The organism is Clostridium sp. USBA 49, from assembly GCF_900167505.1.
GTDB lineage: Bacteria > Bacillota > Clostridia > Clostridiales > Clostridiaceae > Clostridium_AT > Clostridium_AT prolinivorans.
On record NZ_FUYD01000004.1, the window covers coordinates 118,173 to 137,444 of the forward strand.

12 protein-coding genes are annotated in these 19,272 nt (G+C 27.7%); 7 read left to right on the forward strand and 5 right to left on the reverse strand.

The window, feature by feature from the left end; translation table 11 throughout:
* Positions 1–14: 14 nt before the first annotated feature.
* On the reverse strand, positions 15–8,663 hold the full coding sequence (locus B5D11_RS05665) for a GH36-type glycosyl hydrolase domain-containing protein (protein WP_078682076.1): 8,649 nt from the start codon (positions 8,661–8,663) through the stop codon (positions 15–17).
* A 227-nt stretch (positions 8,664–8,890) separates the two neighbouring features.
* On the opposite strand from B5D11_RS05665, the gene B5D11_RS05670 reads away from it, so the two are divergent.
* From B5D11_RS05670 to B5D11_RS05700, 7 genes are all read left to right on the forward strand, one after another.
* A complete protein-coding gene (locus tag B5D11_RS05670) occupies positions 8,891–10,591 on the forward strand; it encodes a methyl-accepting chemotaxis protein (protein WP_078682077.1) in 1,701 nt (566 codons plus the stop codon).
* A gap of 337 nt (positions 10,592–10,928) precedes the next feature.
* Positions 10,929–12,254 (forward strand): electron transport complex subunit RsxC, encoded by a 1,326-nt coding sequence (gene rsxC / locus B5D11_RS05675; RefSeq protein WP_078682078.1) that lies wholly within the window; start codon positions 10,929–10,931, stop codon positions 12,252–12,254.
* A 19-nt stretch (positions 12,255–12,273) separates the two neighbouring features.
* On the forward strand, positions 12,274–13,206 hold the full coding sequence (locus B5D11_RS05680; RefSeq protein ID WP_078682079.1) for an RnfABCDGE type electron transport complex subunit D: 933 nt from the start codon (positions 12,274–12,276) through the stop codon (positions 13,204–13,206).
* Entirely contained in the window at positions 13,206–13,766 is a 561-nt protein-coding gene (locus tag B5D11_RS05685; protein ID WP_078682080.1) for an RnfABCDGE type electron transport complex subunit G, read from the forward strand. The genes B5D11_RS05680 and B5D11_RS05685 overlap by 1 nt, the downstream gene beginning before the upstream one ends.
* 4 nt (positions 13,767–13,770) lie before the next feature.
* Positions 13,771–14,457, forward strand: coding sequence for an electron transport complex subunit RsxE (locus B5D11_RS05690; protein ID WP_078682081.1), 687 nt, complete (start codon positions 13,771–13,773; stop codon positions 14,455–14,457).
* A 23-nt stretch (positions 14,458–14,480) separates the two neighbouring features.
* Positions 14,481–15,059, forward strand: coding sequence for an electron transport complex subunit RsxA (gene rsxA / locus B5D11_RS05695; protein ID WP_078682082.1), 579 nt, complete (start codon positions 14,481–14,483; stop codon positions 15,057–15,059).
* A gap of 12 nt (positions 15,060–15,071) precedes the next feature.
* Positions 15,072–15,872 carry an RnfABCDGE type electron transport complex subunit B gene (locus B5D11_RS05700; RefSeq protein WP_078682083.1) on the forward strand — a complete coding sequence of 267 codons (801 nt, stop codon included), beginning with the start codon at positions 15,072–15,074 and terminating at the stop codon, positions 15,870–15,872.
* A 294-nt stretch (positions 15,873–16,166) separates the two neighbouring features.
* On the opposite strand, the gene B5D11_RS05705 is transcribed toward B5D11_RS05700, so the two are convergent.
* From B5D11_RS05705 to trmB, 4 genes are all read right to left on the reverse strand, one after another.
* Positions 16,167–16,634, reverse strand: a complete 468-nt coding sequence (locus B5D11_RS05705) for a TspO/MBR family protein (protein WP_078682084.1) — start codon at positions 16,632–16,634, stop codon at positions 16,167–16,169.
* A 68-nt stretch (positions 16,635–16,702) separates the two neighbouring features.
* Positions 16,703–17,356 (reverse strand): DUF3298 and DUF4163 domain-containing protein, encoded by a 654-nt coding sequence (locus B5D11_RS05710; RefSeq protein WP_078682085.1) that lies wholly within the window; start codon positions 17,354–17,356, stop codon positions 16,703–16,705.
* Between the two features lie 249 nt (positions 17,357–17,605).
* Positions 17,606–18,346: an elongation factor P 5-aminopentanone reductase gene (locus tag B5D11_RS05715; RefSeq protein WP_078682086.1), complete on the reverse strand. Its 741-nt coding sequence runs from the start codon at positions 18,344–18,346 to the stop codon at positions 17,606–17,608.
* An 89-nt stretch (positions 18,347–18,435) separates the two neighbouring features.
* Positions 18,436–19,071 (reverse strand): tRNA (guanosine(46)-N7)-methyltransferase TrmB, encoded by a 636-nt coding sequence (trmB, locus tag B5D11_RS05720; protein ID WP_078682087.1) that lies wholly within the window; start codon positions 19,069–19,071, stop codon positions 18,436–18,438.
* Between the last annotated feature and the right edge of the window lie 201 nt (positions 19,072–19,272).

Below are 19,272 nucleotides of genomic sequence, written 5' to 3' on the forward strand. Positions count from 1 at the left end.
AATATAATACAATATTATTTTATATATACTTCAACTTTATGTTCTCCTGATTTTAAGTATGGTATTAAGTTATTTTCTAAAATATTACCATCTAAATAAATTTTTGATTCTTGAGCTCTTTTGACTTTAATATTATAAGTGGCATTATCTTTTTTATATTGAATTTCATATTCCATCCATTCTTTAGGAATAGATGGCTCTATACTAAATCCCTTACCTTCTTTTAATTTTAGTCCAAGAATTCCCTCTATACCTACTCTAAACATCCATCCCGAAGTTCCAGTATACCAGCTCCATCCTCCTCTGCCTTCATGCCCTTGTGTATTATAAACATCTGCTGCCATAACATATGGTTCAATTTTATATCTTTCAGCTTCAAAATAAGTTTTTGAATGGTTAATAGGATTTATCATATTATATGTTCTCCATGCTTTATTTCCATAACCAAGTTTTGCCATAGCTAAAACTACCCAAGTAGCTGCATGAGTATATTGGCCTCCGTTTTCTCTAACACCAGGTACATATCCTTTAATATATCCTGGTTCAAGTTTTGAGTTATTAAAAGCTGGAGTCAAGAGTAAGACAATACCTTTATCTTCTTTTATAAGATGTCTTTCTAAAGCCTCCATGGCTTCTTCACATCTTGAGCGTTTCCCTGCTCCAGATATAACAGACCAAGATTGGGCTAAAGAATCTATTTGACATTCGTCATTTTCAATAGAACCAAGAGGTGTTCCATCATCAAAATAAGCTCTTCTATACCATCCGCCATCCCAAGCATTTTTTTCTAAATTTTCTTTTATAAAATTTTGCATCTCTTCATATTTATTAGCTCTTTCATTATCATTTTTAAATTTACATAGTTCTTTAAATTTATCTAATATACTATATAAAAACCACCCAAGCCATACACTTTCTCCTTTTCCTTTATTCCCAACAGTGCTCATGCCATCGTTCCAATCACCACTGCCCATTAATGGTATATTATGAGGTCCAAATTTTAAAGATACATCTATAGCTTTTATGCAGTGTTCATATATGCTTCCTTTTTTAGCTGAAGGTGGAGTAACTTTATATCTTTCGTCTTCTCCTTCTTTTAAAGGTTCTTCTTCTAAGTAATTTACTTCTTCGTCTAATATACTGTAATCACCAGTATTTCTTATATAATCTATTGTTACATAAGGAAGCCATAAAAGATCATCAGAAAATCTCGTTCTTATTCCACTATTTACTACTGGATGCCACCAATGTTGAACATCTCCTTCTAAAAATTGTCTAGAAGCGCTATAAATTATCTGATTTCTTGTAAACTCAGGCTTTAAATATCCTACAGCCATAACATCTTGAAGTTGATCTCTAAATCCCATAGCTCCACCTGATTGATAAAAAGCTGTTCTTGCCCAATATCTACAAGAAATTGTCTGATACATAAGCCACCCATTAAGCATTATATCCATAGTTTTATCCGGTGTTTTAACTTGTATTTTAGATAACAAATCTTTCCAGAAATTTTTAACTTCTACAAGCTTTTTTTCTGCTTTTTCTATTTTATTAAATTCTTGAGTAATTTCTTTTATTTTTTCTAAATTTTCATTTTGTCCAAGTAGTATTATTAAATTTATTTCATCTAAAGGTTTAATACTAAATTTACTACTTGCTGCAAGACATGGATCATACCCTGAACCAGTTTTGTTTGATAAGCTTTCATATTTTAAACTTTCCGGATTTTCTGTACTTCCACATCTTCCTAAAAATTCTGTTCTATCTCCTAAGAAAGATTTATCTAATCCATTTGCTATACTTAAATAAGCATACGCCTTACCAAAATGCTCACTATATGGATTTTTAGCATATATAAAGTTTTTCTCTTCATCTAAATATGTTGATATATACTGTGATGTTTGTTGTGGAACTACTCCAAGTACAAGCTGAGCATAATAAGTAAGAGATAGTTTCCTTTCTATGTCTGATATATTTTTAAGTTTTACTATGCAAAATTTAACGCTTTCATCTAAAGCTGCAAAAGAAGTCATATGAGATACTATGCCATGAGATACATGTTCAAAAACTGAATATCCAAAACCATGATGTATTCTATACTCACCATCATCTCTAAGAGGTTTTGGTGTTATTCCAAAAATTTCACCACTTTCTTCATCTCTTATATACAAAGCTTCAGTGATAGGGTCACTTACAGGATCATTTGACCAAGTAGTTATTTTGTTTTCTCTGCTATTTTTATACCAAGTATAACTATTACCGCTTTCAGATATATGAAATCCAAATTCTCCATTTGATATTACATTTATCCAAGGTGCAGGAGTATTTTTGTAATCTTTTAAAATTATTACATATTCATTATTTTCTGTATCAAATCCTCCATAACCATTCCAAAATTCTAAATTTAAATCTTCAAACTTATAATCTTTTATGTTGTAATTTATATTTTTAGTATTTATAAGTTTTACTTGAATTTCTTCTTCATCTTCAGATTTAATTTGTTGAATTAAATTTCCCTTTTCTGAATCTATAACTAATCTTGATATAGAAATCAAAAAATCTATATCTTCTATAGGCATAATTTCTTTACTATAAAGGAAGATCCCTCCTGGTTTATTCATTTTATCTCTTGAAAAACTTGAAGATATCAAATCCCTTATTGAATCTAAAAGAGGCTGCAAATAAATAGTATTTTGAAGATTTAATATAACTAAATCAACCTTTACACCTTTATTGTTTAAATATTCATGGCACTGTAATACCTGCCTTACTAAATCAATATCTTTTTCATCTCTTATTATAGTAAGAAGTATTGGCAAATCTCCTGATATGCCATAAGGCCATAAAGCTGATTGATACTTTTTAATATTTTTTATATATTCTTCTCTTTCCTTTAGATTTGAATTAATAAAAATCAATTTAGAAGCTATATTTTGATATAAATTAGCTTGATTAGACTTTATACCAAAATATTTAAGTTCTTCTAAAGTTTGAGTAAAAGCTATATCAAATACTTTGTTTATATTATGCATTTCACTATATTTTTTAGCTAAATCAATTGCCTCTTCTCTTGTATCACATACTGCTGTTGTATAAGCAATCTTAACTGTTTCTCCAGGGTTTATCTTTACCCTTCTTCTTATGCTTATAATAGGATCTAGAACTGCTCCTACAGTATTTTTTAATGGTGCATCATTATCCATAACTATAGGATTTGAAATTTCTCTTCCTCTTCCTAAAAAGTTTGCCCTGCTGGTTTCAAATTGTATAGTTCCTATAGCCTCTCCCTTTATAGCAGTTGTTTGCATTATATGCGGCTTTTTTTGGCCTTTTGCTCTTGGCCTTCTGTTTGCTATTATACAAGACGGATTATCTATAAATTCTGTTTTTATAAATAAGTTACTAAATGCAGGATGAACTATATCTGCATTATATGAAGCTAAAGTAACTTCTAAGTAACTTGTTATTTCTACTGTTCTTGAATGTTCACTATGATTAGTTATAGAAATCCTTCTAACTTCAGCATTATCTTCCTCTGAAACAGCAATTTCCATACGAGTAGTTAAATTCCCATCTTTTCTTTTAAATTCTGCTTTATCTAAAGAAAATATAACTTCATAATTTTCAGCCTCGGTTTTGCATGGTTCATATGCTGCACTCCAAAATTCATTAGAATTTAAATTTTTAATATAAAAAAACATACCACTGTTGTCTAATGTAACATCTTCTCTCCATCTATATACTGTCATATCGTCAACTTTTCCATATCCACTTCCACTATTTGTTATCATCATAGAATAACTTCCATTAGATAAAATATTAGTCTTTGGATATTTAGTTTTTGCAGTATTAAATTTTCTTGAAATCATATTTTGTTTTTCAAAAGTTACATTGGAAGAAATTTCAAATTGCTGTTCTCTATCATATATAACCCTTCTTGGAACTTTTTCTTGAAGAAGAAGTTCCGTTGCTTTTACAGCAGGTATTCTATGAAATCTTTCTTGAAATACGTTGTTATTTAATACATTGTTAAGTGCCATCAAACTCATACCTTGATGATGTACCATAAAGCACTTAACAATTGCTTTCTTTTTACCTTTTGGAAGTCTTTCCTTTGTATAATCTATAGCTTCATAAAATCCATATTTACCTTCCAATCCTTCAGATTTTAATCTCTTTATGTTATCTACAGCACTTTTAAAATCTATTAAAAGTGCCATAACTGTTGAATAAGGAGATATTACAATCTCATTTACAAGGCCTCTTTTAAGTCCTATACCAGGAACCCCAAAAGCTTTGTATTGATAATTTAAAGCAGGATCAAAAGAATAATAAGCAGATTCGGATATCCCCCAAGGTACCCTTCTTTCACTACAATACCTTTTTTGTCCATCTATTACCGCTCTATAAGTTTCATTTAAAAGTGTATCAGGATAGTTTTTCATTATAAGAAGCGGCATAAAATATTCAAACATAGTACCACTCCAAGAAACCAATCCCTTGCTTTTTCCCATAAGAGTCATAGCTCTAGATAATTTAAACCAATGTTTTTGTTCAACATCTCCTTTGGCAATAGCTATAAAACTCGCCTGCCTTGATTCTGAAGCAAGCAAATCATAATAAGAATTACCTAAAGTATCTTTTTCAATATCATATCCTATAGCAAAAAGCTCCCTCTTTTTATCGTATAAAATAGAAAAATCAGTATCTTCTGCCATATTAATTAATTTTTGTCTTATATTCTTTATATTATTTATTAATTTAGCTATTTCAATTTTACTATTTTTTAAAAGTATGCTTAACTCATTTATATATTCTTTTTCTAATGATCCCAAAGTTCTTTTATTATAATCATTTTCTATAATTTTGCATAATTCTTCTATAGCATTTTCTAAATTTTCTAAAGCTACATTAGTAGAAATATCTTTAACCTTTTGAGCTAAATCTTCTAAAGAGTCTGGTCTTTCTATTATTAAGTCTACCCAAGGGAAAAGTTTTTGCATTTCTCTTAAATTACTACTTATAAAATGACTGCATTTAGAATTCCAATATAAACTTTCACAGTTTTTTATTTTTTTAATTTCTATTGTTTTATTCCACACATTCATAAGTATATTTTTCCAATATACTATATCAATATCAGATTGTTTTATTTCATTAACAATTTGAGTATAAAAATTTTTTATTTTAACTTCATTTTCAATTTCTTCATTGCAAATACTTATCAAATCACAAAATCCATAAATCCTATTTTGACTTATTACAGTTTTTTTTAAATACTCATCTAAACTTTCTGATGTTAAATATAAATAACCTACTAAATTACCACTATCTACCGTTGATATATACCTAGGATGAAGGGGCTTCTTTGATATAGTGTCGTACCAATTATAAAAATGCCCTTTATATTTTTCAAGTTCTTCCATACTGTTAATTATTTTCTGAATTTTTTCAGAAAGCTCAATTATACCAATATATCCTAAATCATAAGCTGCTAAATTAGAAGTAATGCCCATTCCCATATTTGTAGGAGAAGTTCTATGAGCAACTTTGTTAGGAGGATCTTCTTGAAAATTATCCGGTGCTAAATAATTATTTTCTTCATTTACAAAGTCTTCAAAATATGCCCAGGTTTTTCTAGAAAGTTTTCTTAATATTTCTTTATCTTCAGTACTTATATCTAATTTAGGAGGCTTTATATCTCTGCTTACATAATAAGCTATATATGGACTAAAAAACCAAAGCAGGCAAGAAGGCAAAATACAAATTCCACTTGTAATAGAATTATTAAAAGCTAAAATCAATATAAAAATTGAAATTAAGCTTCCAGGATACATTTCTCTTACAAAATTGCTTAATTTTTTGCCTAGTTTAGCTTCTACATCAGCAGCCGTCTGCCATTCTAAAAGTTTTTTCTTACTTATTGTCATTCTATATATTGTTCTTACTATAGCATCAAGCATTAAATAAGCATTATAAGGCAAAAAACAAAATATTAAAAATACTTGTTCTAAAGCCATTTTGGTATTATTTATTCTTCCTGATAGACTTATACCTTTAATAGGAGATACTACTGCCTCTGATACATCAAAGAATATTGGACAAAGTATGGCTAAAAATGCCGTTATAAGCCATTCATCACTGCGAGGTAATATTGAAAAAGATAATATTATTAAAATCATTATACATGGTGATAAAAGGCTTCTCCTTAAATTGTCAATTATTTTCCATCTAGAAAGCAAATTTATTGGAGATCTTTTAGTTATCCAGCTTATTATCTGCCAGTCTCCTCTTACCCATCTATGAAGTCTTTTTGAACTTGAATTATAATAAGCGGGATATCCATCTATAAGTTCTAAATCTGTAACAAGAGCTGTTCTTACATATGAGCCTTCTAAAAGATCATGACTTAATACCGTATTTTCAGGTATTTCATCCTTAAGCATAAAATTAAATACATCTATATCATATATACCTTTTCCTGTAAAAATACCTTCACCAAAAAGATCTTCATATACATCTGAAACAGCTGTAGTATACATATCAATACCAGTTTCCCCAGAAAAAATCTTTGAAAACATAGTTTTATTAGCTTCTACTGTACCTACGCTTACTCTTGGCTGCATAAGTCCATATCCTCTTATAACCCTTTTGTTATCATAATCTAATTTAGGCCTGTTAAGTACATGGCTCATGGCTCCTATTAATTTTTTGGCTGTGTCCCTTGGAAGCTGAGTGTCTGCATCTAAAGTTATTACATATTTTACCTTTGAAAGTTTTTCTAAATCTCCGCTTATTATATTGTAGCTTGTGTTTTTATCTCCTCTTAATAAAGCATTAAACTCCATAATCTTTCCACGTTTTCTTTCCCACCCAAGCCAAATACCTTCTTTTTCATTAAATTGTCTATATCTGTTTAAAAAATAAAAAATCTCAGCTCCATTTGTTGAATATTTTTCATTAAGAGCTTTTATATCATCTAATGCAGCTTTAATTATTTTATTATCATCTTCTTCATGTTCCCTAATGCTATCTTTAAAATCTCCAAGCAATGCAAAATATAAATTTTTTTCCATATTTGCAAGATAATAAACTTCCATATCAGCTATAAGATCGTGTACTCTATTTTCATTACTTAAAAGAGTTGGAATTATAACTACAGTACTACATTCTTCTTTAATACCTTCTTTAAATTCCATCTTTGGAACAAATCTTGGAGAAGATAAATGATTTATACTCCAATTTAATATAGAAATAACTATTTCACTGCATGGAACTATTAATGCTATAAAACCTATAATAGTTTTCCAAAAAGAAATATTACTATTTAGGGAATAAATTGTACTTAAAATAGTTATATTTAAAATGACTGTTAAGATTAAAATAGATGAAATATAAATAACTACTTTTGATTTTTTATTAATTTTATTTAATCTAAAAATTCCTTTTTCTTTATAATTAATAACTTCTTTTAATGTGTTTAAACCATCATCTATAAGGTAATAACCTATATGTTTTTTAAAATCTTCTTCTCCTCCATTTTCGGCACATTCTAAAGCTTTTTTTGCTATAAATATTTCTGAATTATTACTTCTTTTAGCTAATTTTTCCACGCTATGCCTATAATTATCTCTAGATTCAAAATCCATATTTTCATAAACTTTTAAGGGATCATTTTTTAATATTTTCTCTACAAAACTTAACTCTTCAAAAGTATTTCTCCAATTTATAGCTTCAATTTCTCTCATGCTTGTTATAGAATTTCCAATAGATATTTGAAAAGATGTTTGCCTTTTATGTTCTAAAATTATCATTTTTTCAGCAGTTAAATCTTGAAACTCTAATTTAGAATCAATCCATTTATAAATTTCTGTATTATCTATTCCACTATCTCTTAATGTCTTAAGAAATCTTTCTATAAAATGTATACTTAAATCTATATTTTCATTGGATATCTTTTTTATTTCTTCTTCTAAATTATTTTTATTATAAGCATTTATAAATTGTTCTGCTAATAAATCTCCTCGTTTTTTTTCTTTTAAAGAGTATATTATATTTCTTGATATTTTACTTATATTTTGTACTAAAGCTATTCTTATCATTATAGGAAGTGCCCAAAGTTCTCCCATATTAAGTACAGCATTTTTTTGATAAGCATTTATAAATGTTTCTATTGTACTTTCATCTATTCTCCCGTCTGTATGAGATACCAATTCTACAGCTATATGATAAATTCTAGGGTATCCTTTTAAAATACCTTTATTTATTACAGGAAGTCCCCTGTAATATGAATCTGGCATGTTATTTTTTATATCTTTATATTCTTTTTCTATTAAATAAAGATTATCAAGCATCCACTCAGCCGCTGGTACTATATCTCTTTTGTTCTTTGTATCTTTATCTATGTACTCATAAGCTTTTAATATATCTTTATAGCTTTTATCTAAACTTTTCATAAGTTTTCTTCTGCAATTTGATTTTTTATGAAAATCATCATAATGCTGAGAAATTTGAACTGCATGGTTTTCTAACTCTTCTTTACTTACACTTACACTTGGAACATCCTCCATTAAATTATGTTCTTCTTCATTTTTATATTTCATAAATGCATATAAAATTGTACTTACTATAATTATTAAAGCTGCTATATAAAAATAGAACATTCTACACTCTCCTTTAAAACCTAATTATTAATAGCATAATTTAGTATTTCCAGAGAAATAAATTTTATAATAGATATTAAATATTTAAATTTTTAATTTATAGATAATTTACTCAATTATTTATAAAACATAATCTAAAGTTTAACTAAATTATTTCGATATATAAAGTTTGATTAAATTATTTCGATAATCAAAATAAGTATTTTATTACATAAGGAGATGACTTCATGAAAAAATTATTTAAAAATATTAAAATTTCAACTGCTATTTATACAATAAGCATTTTAGCAATAGTATTTATTATTGGAATAAGTGCTCTATCATTTTATGATATGGAAACTATTAAAGGTAACATGACTTCTATGTATGAAAATAGCCTTGAGCCTATTGTTAAATTAAGTGAAATCCAAGGAAATTTTTTAAATATTAGAGTAGAAGCTTCAACAGCTTTAAATGATTATGATTATACTTTAAATAGTAATATAGAAAATTATGCATCTAAAATAGATAAACAGTTAAAAGAATATATGAATTATAATCTTAGTAATTCTGAAAAAGAAACTATAAATCAATTTAAAGATTATTATGATAAATACTTAGAATTTTGGAGAAAAACTAACGAAAAGCTTAAAAACGGCGAAAGTTCTACTATGGATGAAAAAAGTACTTTATCTAGCTATGGTTATCTTGCAGAAGATAAACTAGCAAAGCTTATAGATTATAACAAAAACATGGCTGAAAATGTAATAAAAAATAGTAACGATGTATATAAATCTTCAATAATGTTAATGATTATAATTTTTTCTGTATGCATTATTATATTTTTGAGAATAAGCTATATAATTAGTGTAGTATTAAAAAAATCTTCACAAGATATGATAAAAACTATGGAAGAGGTAGCTAAGGGAAATCTTAATGTTAAAATTAATGTTAATAATCATAATGAATTTGGCATTATGAAACAGGCACTTAATAAAACAATAGAAAATATTTCATTTATAGTTAAAAATATAAAAGAAAAATCTATCAATATAGAATCTCAAGCAGAAAATCTTTCTGCTATATCAGAAGAAATGGCTTCATCTTCTGAAAATGTTGCTACTGCTATAAACGAAGTAGCAAAAGGTACAAGTTCTCAGTCTGAAAAACTTATAAATATTACAACTATTTTAAATGATTTTTCTTCTAAACTTGAAAAAATAGTAAATTCTATTTCAGAAGTAGATACAAGCTCAAAAAATATAAATTCTGCAGCAAATAAAAGCAATAACGAAATGCAAATTTTATCAAATTCAGTAGTAACAATTACAAATTCTTTTAAAGAATTTATAAATAAAATATCAAATCTTAAAGAAGATATAAACAAAATAAATGAAATAACTAATTTTATAAATAGTATATCAGAACAAACTAATCTTTTAGCTTTAAATGCAGCAATTGAAGCTTCAAGAGCTGGTGAAGCTGGAAGAGGATTTTCTGTGGTCGCAGAAGAAATAAGAAAACTTGCAGAACAAAGCAAATCTTCTTCTTTAAATATAAATACACTTATAAAAGGGATATCAAATAATTCATCTTATATATTAGAAACTACAAATGATATAAAATCTGAATTAGACAATCAAATTAATATCATAAATATTAATTTGAAATCTTTTAATAATATTATAAATTCAATAAACACTATAACTCCAAAAATTAATGAAATTAATAATTCTATATTAAATATCAGTAATGATAAAGATAATATATTATCAAAAATTGAAGAATCTGCTTCCATATCGCAAGAAATTTCTGCATCATCTGAAGAAATTTCTGCATCTTCTGAAGAATTAAATAGTTCCTCTGAAGAAGTAGCAGCTTCTGCTGAAATTTTAAATACTATGACTAAGGATATGATTAATATAGTTAATAATTTTAAGCTTAAATAGTTAATACAGTTTTTTTAATAAAAGTGGATATTATCACAGATAGTATCCACTTTTATTAATTTGTTAAAATAGAAACAATATCGTTAAAAAAAAACCAAAATTGCGTATACAAAATTATTGATGTATAATTATATTAATACAGATAGTATGATGTGTTTAATTTTATTATTAAGCTTTACAGAGAATTAAACAAATATCATATTGTAACCATTTTCATCATAATTATACAGAATATAATATATTTATATAACAGAAGTTTTAGGTTATATAAATTTATATGAAACATACAAATTATTATTGTTATATGTTTCAAAAATTATATAGGAGGGATGTTTGTATGAAGCTTTTAACTTTTAAAAAAGGGGTTCTTCCTCCTCATGGTAAGCATTTTACTGAAAATAAAAAAATTGAAAATCTGCTTCCAAAAGGGGATTTAATTTTTCCTATGTCTCAACATATAGGTGCTCCTTGTGAACCTTTAGTAAAAAAAGGTGATAGAGTTTTAGCTGGTCAAAAAATTGGTGAGGCCAAAGGTTTTTTATCAGCTCCAATTTATAGCAGCGTTTCTGGTATTGTAAAAAACGTAACTTTAATGCCTCATGTAAATGGTTCAAAAGTAATGTCTGTAATAATAGAAAATGATGGACTTTATGAAGAATCTCCAGAATTAAAACCTAGAGAAAATTTTAATGATTTATCTAGAGAAGAAATTTTAGAAATAATTGCCAAATCAGGCATAGTAGGTATGGGAGGAGCAGCTTTTCCAACCCATGTTAAGCTTTCACCCCCGCCAGATAAAAAAATTGACACTATTATAGTAAATGGTGCAGAATGTGAACCTTATTTAACTTGTGATCATCGTCTTATGCTTGAAAATGCAAAAGAAATAATAGAAGGATTAAAAATTGTGCTTAAGTTGTTCCCTGGAGTAAAAGGATATATAGGAATTGAAAATAATAAAATGGATGCAGTTAAAGTTATTAAAGAAGCTGCTGATTCTAATCCAAATATTGAAGTTGCAGTTTTAAAAACAAAATATCCTCAAGGGGCAGAAAAACAGCTTATATATGCTATTACAGGGCGTGAAGTTCCTTCAGGAAAACTTCCTTCTGATGTTCACTGTATAGTACAAAATGTGGGTACTATATTTGAAATTTATAATGCTGTTGTATGTGGCAGGCCTCTTTTGGAAAGAGTTGTTACTGTTACAGGTGAAGCTATTAAAGAGCCAAAAAATTTAAGGGTTAAATTAGGTACTTCTTTTAAAGAATTAATTGAAGCCTGTGGTGGTTTTAAAGAAGAACCAGTAAAAATTATTTCAGGCGGACCTCTTATGGGTACTGCAGTAAGCACTTTAGATTTACCTGTAATAAAAGGAACTTCAGGAATTTTAGCTTTAACTAAAACAGAAGCTGTACTTCCAGAAGAAGAAAGCTGCATAAGATGTGGCAGATGTGTAGAAGCTTGTCCTATGAATTTAGTTCCTTCAACTTTAGATTCTTTAGTTAAACGAAGAGAATATGAACTTTTTGAAAAAAATAACGGCATGGATTGTATAGAATGTGGATGCTGTACATTAGTTTGTCCTGCAAAACGTCATTTAACACAATCTTGTCGTGAAGGTAAAAGAACTGTAATTCAAAATAGAAAAAAGGCTAATTAAAATAAGGAGGTCTATTTATATGGTTGAAACAATGTATACGGTGTCTTCTTCTCCTCATATTCGTTCAAATACAACTGTTCAGACAGTTATGAAAGATGTTTTAATTGCTCTTCTTCCAGCCGCAGTTGCTGGAATATACTTTTTTAAACTTCGAGCTTTTTTAATAATGCTTATTTCTATAATTTCGTGTATGGGTTCAGAAGCATTATGGCAAAAACTTACACATCAGAAAATTAAAGTATATGATTTAAGTGCTGCAGTAACAGGGCTTTTATTAGCATTTAATCTTCCTGTTTCTGTTCCTCTTTGGATTCCAATAATAGGAGGAATTTTTGCAATAATAATAGTTAAGCAATTTTTTGGTGGAATTGGACAAAATGTCATGAATCCAGCTCTAGCTGCAAGAGCATTTTTGCTAGCTTCTTGGCCTGTTCAAATGACTAATTGGACTGTCGATGGTGTATCTTCTGCTACTGCCCTTGGTATTTTAAAAGAAGGCAGCGGTAATTTACCTTCTTTTTCAAATGTATTTATAGGTAATATAGGAGGATGTATTGGCGAAACTTCTGCTCTTGCACTTCTTATAGGTGCAGCTTATCTTTTATTTAAGAAAATCATAAGCTGGCATATACCTTTTACATATATAGGTACAGTATTTGTGTTAAACCTTATATTAGGCAGAAATGGTTTTTCAATTACTAATTCTTTTTATGAACTTTTTTTAGGAGGTCTTATTCTAGGTGCATTTTACATGGCAACTGATTATACAACTTCTCCTATAACAAAAAAAGGTCAAATTATTTTTGCTTTAGGATGTGGTATTATAACTTCAGTTATTCGTATATATGGAGGATATCCTGAAGGTGTATCATATTCAATATTATTTATGAATTTATTTGTTCCATTAATAGATAAATTTATTAAGCCTCGTGCTTTTGGAGGTGGTAAATAATGAAAGAAAATTTTAAATTAGGCGGAATTCTTTTAATTATAGCTGCTACAGCTGGTCTTCTTTTAGGTGCTGCACATTCAATAACATTAAAACCTATAGCTAAACAAGAACAAATGTCAAAAGCTGCAGCTATGAAAGAGATACTCCCAGAAGCTTCTGAATTTAAAGTAAAAGAAGTTACTTTAAGCGGAACAATAAAAGAAGTTAATGAAGGTCTAACTTCTGGAAAGACATCTGGTTATGTTATTACAGTAACGCCTAAAGGATATGGCGGAACAATTCAACTTATGGTAGGAATTTCAACTAAAGGAAATGTTGAGGGCATAAAAATTCTTTCTCATTCAGAAACTCCTGGTCTTGGTGCTAATGCTCCACAGCCAAAGTTTTCTGGACAGTTTAAAGGAAAATCAATAGATAAAAAACTAGAAGTTGTAAAAAAAGCGCCCTCAAATTCTAATGAAATTGAAGCTATTACAGGTGCTACAATAACATCAAGAGCTGTTACAAATGGAGTTAATGAGGCTATTACATTTTATAATACCAATTTGAAAGGAGACTAAAATAATGAGTGTTATAATAGAAAGATTAAAAAATGGTATTTTTAAAGAAAACACCATTTTTGTACAAGTAATTGCTATGTGTCCTACTTTAGCTGTTACTACAAGTGCTACTAATGCTATAGGCATGGGCCTTGCTACTACAGCAGTTCTTGTTGGAGCTAATATTGTTATATCTGCTCTTAGAAAACTTATTCCTGATAAAATTCGTATACCTGCTTTTATAGTGATTATAGCTTCATTTGTTACTTTACTAGAATTTTTAATGAAAGGATTTGTTCCTTCTCTTTATAAATCCCTTGGATTGTTTATACCTTTAATAGTTGTTAACTGCGTAATACTTGGAAGGGCTGAAGCTTACGCTTCTAAAAATACTGTATTTGCATCACTTTGGGACGGTCTTGGAATGGGACTTGGATTTACTTTAGCATTAGTACTTCTTGGGACTGTAAGAGAAATTTTAGGTGCTGGTACATTATTTGGATTTAGAGTAATGCCAACTTCTTATAAGCCTGCACTAATTATGATACTTGCTCCAGGTGCTTTTTTCGCTCTTGGAATAATAATGGCAATTATTAATGCGGTACAAATATATAAAACAAAAGAGGCTAATTCAAGATTAGCTAATTATGATTGCAGCCACTGTGCTAATGCTGGAACCTGCAGTCAAGCTAAAATACTTGATAATAAATAAAAATAAAGAAAGGTTGATAAAGTATGAAAATTTTTTCTATATTTTTAGCAGGTTTATTAGTTAATAATTTTGTAATGTCTAGATTCCTTGGTATATGTTCTTTTTTAGGAGTTTCTAAAAAAGTGGAGACAGCAACAGGAATGGGGCTTGCAGTAACATTTGTTATGGCATTAGCTTCTTCTATGTCATATATGGTATATAAATTTATTTTAATTCCTCTTCATATTGAGTATTTATACACCATAGCTTTTATTTTAGTTATAGCAGCTTTGGTTCAATTTGTTGAAATGGTAATAAAAAAGAATTTCCCAGGATTATATAAAGCTTTAGGAATATATCTTCCTCTTATAACAACAAACTGTGCTGTACTTGCTGTTGCAGTTTTAAATATGACTGAAGGTTATAACTTTATTGAATCTGTAGTAAACGGATTAAGTGCTGCTTTAGGATATTTTCTTGCTATAGTTCTTTTAGCTGGCATAAGAGAAAGAATGGAGGCTAATGATAAAATGCCTTTAGCACTTCAAGGTCTTCCAATAACACTTATTACAGCTGGACTTATGTCTATAGCTTTTTTAGGATTTCAAGGCTTAATACATTAAGGGGGTATCTAAATGCCATTAAATGAAATTTTATTTCCTATTATAAGTTTAGGTGGATTAGGAGCCATATTTGGTATTCTTCTTGGTTATGCATCAAAAAAATTTGCTGTAGAAGTAGATGAAAAGATAGTTAAAATTAGAGAATGTTTGCCTGGTGCAAACTGTGGTGGATGTGGCTTTGCAGGCTGTGATGCTTATGCTAAAGCTGTTAGTGATGGAAAAGCTCCTGCTAATTTATGTACACCTGGAGGCCCTTCTGCTTCTAAAAAAATAGGGTCTATTTTAGGTATATCAGTAGAAACTTCTGAACCTAAAGTTGCTTTTGTAAAATGTAAAGGCAGTTGTAAAATAGCTAAAGAAAAATATAATTATTATGGCGTTCAAGATTGCAGGCAAGCAGTTGTAGCTCCTGGTGGTGGGGCTAAGGCTTGTGATTTTGGATGTTTAGGTCTTGGAAGCTGCGTTACAGTTTGTAAGTTTAATAGTATTCAAATAATAGATGGAATTGCAGTTATAAATGAAAACACATGTACAGGTTGTTCTGCCTGCATTCAAATATGTCCAAAAAATGTTATTGAACTAGTTCCTGCTTCAAAACATATCCGCATAGCTTGCAATTCTCACGAAAAAGGAAAATCTGTAAAAGATATTTGTAGTAAAGGATGTATAGGTTGTACAATCTGTGCTAAAAATTGCCCGGAAAATGCCATTACTATGATTGATAATTTACCAGTAATAGATTTTAATAGATGTACTCAATGCAAAGTATGCGTTGAAAAATGTCCTACTAAAGCCATACTAGATTTAATATAAAATTTTGTAAAATAAAAAACAATAATAATTCTTATGTTACTAAAAGCCCATCTGTATACAGATGGGCTCTTGGTTTAGCACATTCATTTTCAATTACTTAAATACAACACCGGTTTATTTGCTTTACATAGCTTACAAATTTATCATACAGCAAAAAATTTCTAGTGTCAACTAGTGTAAATAAATTTTTAAATTTTCTTGAAAGCGATTTAATATATAAAAATTATATTATAAATTATATAATGCCAGTTAAGCTATAATTTATGGGAATTATTCATATAATTTACGTTTTTATCACATATTATTAAGCATCCAAAATGTAAAATTTAATACAGCTGTAAAGCATCCCCAAATTATGTATGGAAGCATTAAAAATCCTGATATCTTATCTATTCTAAAAAATTCGAAAGTAGTAAGTAAAGTAAAAATAATTAGCATCATTATTTCAATAAATGCAATAGCTATGAGCCTAAATCTAAAAAAAATTATTGGCCATAAAAAATTTAATATAAGCTGTATTGTATATAAAGTTACAGCCCTATTAATATATACATTTTTTCTTTTAAGTAAAATTTTATACACTGCAATTGCCATAAGCATATAAAGTATAATAGAGATTACTATAAAAACCCAATATGGTGGAGTAAAATTTGGTTTAATAAAATCTTTATAATTTTCCCGATTTGTTAATCCTAAATACCCGCTTAGTATTCCTGTACCCTCTGCAATTATTATGTTTATAATAAGTATTAATATATTCATAAAAACCTCCCAATTATTATGTTTATTTAGGGTATAAGGAGAATTCTTTAAATAAAAACAGCAGACATTTATTGGTCCGCTGTTTTTTCTTCATCTTTTTTGTCTCTTAATAGTCTTCCAATAGGACCTTTATTATTTATAATTTCTATTATATCATTAAAAAATATTGTAAATTCAGGAAACCCATATTCAGGTTCAGTATATTCATTCATTTGGAAATATATAACTAATGCATCTTCTGTTAAATAATAATCCTGTTTTAACCAGATTCCTTTAAATTCTTTAGATAAATTTATTCCTTTAAATGATATCTGATTTCTAATTATATCGTTCAATATACTTATCCATTTAGATTTTTTTATTTTTCTAGAAAAAAGATCATCTAAATAATAAATTCTTGCATCTTTTAAACTTACATTAATAGTTTTTCTTACAGTATTCCTTTTTTCTTCACCTTTTACAAAAGAAAATACTTCTAAAAGTATACTTAAAGTTCCTCTTTTATTAAGTTTAACAGTATATCCTGCAGTAAATTTTTTACCTTCATCTACCCCATATCCTTCTTTATTAAGTAAACTATAGACCTCTTTTTTAATATACCTATTTATACTAGATTGTGCACTTTTATGCTTAAGTCCACTTACTTTAGGATATGTCAAATTAAGACTTGGGTTTTCTAATTTTACATCTGTTATAAGTGCCGGCTTTCGTTTATGCCCCATATATAAAACCCCTTTCGTAAAATTAGTTTAAATAAAAATTCTCATAAAATATATCTTCCCTTAGTATCTATACTATTCAAATATAAAATAATATGTACTTTTTTATTTTATTATTTAAGTATAAGTGCGAATAAAAAATTACTAATATATAGTATGAAAATAATAATATATATAATATATATATGATAAAAGATTGTATTATATAATTACATAGATAAGCCGACTGCAAATTAAATTTTAAATAAAAAACTAAATCATACCTCCATCTACAGTAATAATCTGTCCTGTTATATACTTCGAATTTTCACTTGATAAAAAAACTGCCAATTTAGCTATATCTTCTCCATCTCCAAATCTCATCATAGGTATTTCAAGTTTAAGTGCTTCTTTTTCATCTTTTGAAAGATTATTATTCATTTGTGTATCTATAACTCCAGGGGCTATAGCATTAACTCTTATATTAGATGGTGCTAATTCTTTAGCTAAAGCTTTAGTAAAACTATTTATAGCTCCCTTAGATGCTGAATATATTGCCTCACAAGAAGCTCCTGTATTTCCCCATATTGAAGATATATTTATTATGTTACCACTTTTTTTAGATACCATATGATTTAATACACAATGGCAGCAATTTATAACTCCTTTTAAATTTATATCTAAAAGCTCATTCCATTCATCTTCTGTCATATCTATAAACAATCCTGTTTTAGATACACCTGCATTATTTACTAATATATCTATATTTCCATATTTTTTAATAATTTTATAAGTCATAGAATATACATCATTATAATATCTTACATCTGCTTTTATACACTCACCATAACTTCCTGATTCTTTTATTAATTTTAATGTATCCATAGCTCCTTTTTCATCTTTTCTATAATTTACTATAACAACAGCTCCAGCTTTTGCTAATTCTAATGCTATACTTTTCCCAATTCCTCTTGAAGCTCCTGTAACTAAAGCAATTTTACCACTTAAATTCATATATTAAACACTACCTTTACTAATTTATTATACAAAACGAAAAAGTTTGAAATATTTATTCCAAACTTTTATAAATTTATTTTAAGTATTTATTTAAGCTTTGCAATTAAAAACATTATTTTCATTCCCTTTGAAGCAAACTTTTCTTCATATTCAGTAACTGTATTTTCTTTAAATCCACTATTATGAAGATCATACGTTAAATATTTTATATCAAATCCACTTTCTTTAAAATATTCTATAGAATCTTCAAAAAGCCCTGTATCATCTGTCTTAAACCAAATCTCTCCTTGAGGTTTTAAAAATTTTTTATATTCTGATAAAAATTTCGTATGAGTCAATCTTCTTTTTTTGTGTCTTTCTTTTGGCCATGGATTACAAAAGTTTATATAAATTTTTGATATTTCATCTTTATCAAATATACCATCAATAAGCTGAATATTAAGAGGAATTATTCTTACATTTGTTACTTCAGATTTTAATATATTTCTAAGAGTATATATCAATACCTCATCTTTTAAGTCTATAGCTATATAATTAATATTAGGATTTTCTTTTGCTTTTTGACTTATAAACCTTCCTCTTCCACATCCAAGTTCTAAATGTATATCATTATTATTTTTAAATTCTTCTTTCCATTTTCCAAAATGTTCTTTAGGATTTGTTATAAAAAATGGACTACTTTCAAGTTCTGGTCTTGCCCACCACTTTTTCCTTAATCTCATGAATATCCTCCTAATCTTTATTATATAACAATTGTATAATTTTAGTTATATATCAAACATAAAGAATAAATATAATTTTTTAAAAATACTATAAGCATAAAATATTTTTTATTCTTAACAAAAAATATTATTATTTTACTAAATAATTAAATTGAATTTTAAAATTTTATATTTAAAATAAGTTTATTAATACTTTAATAT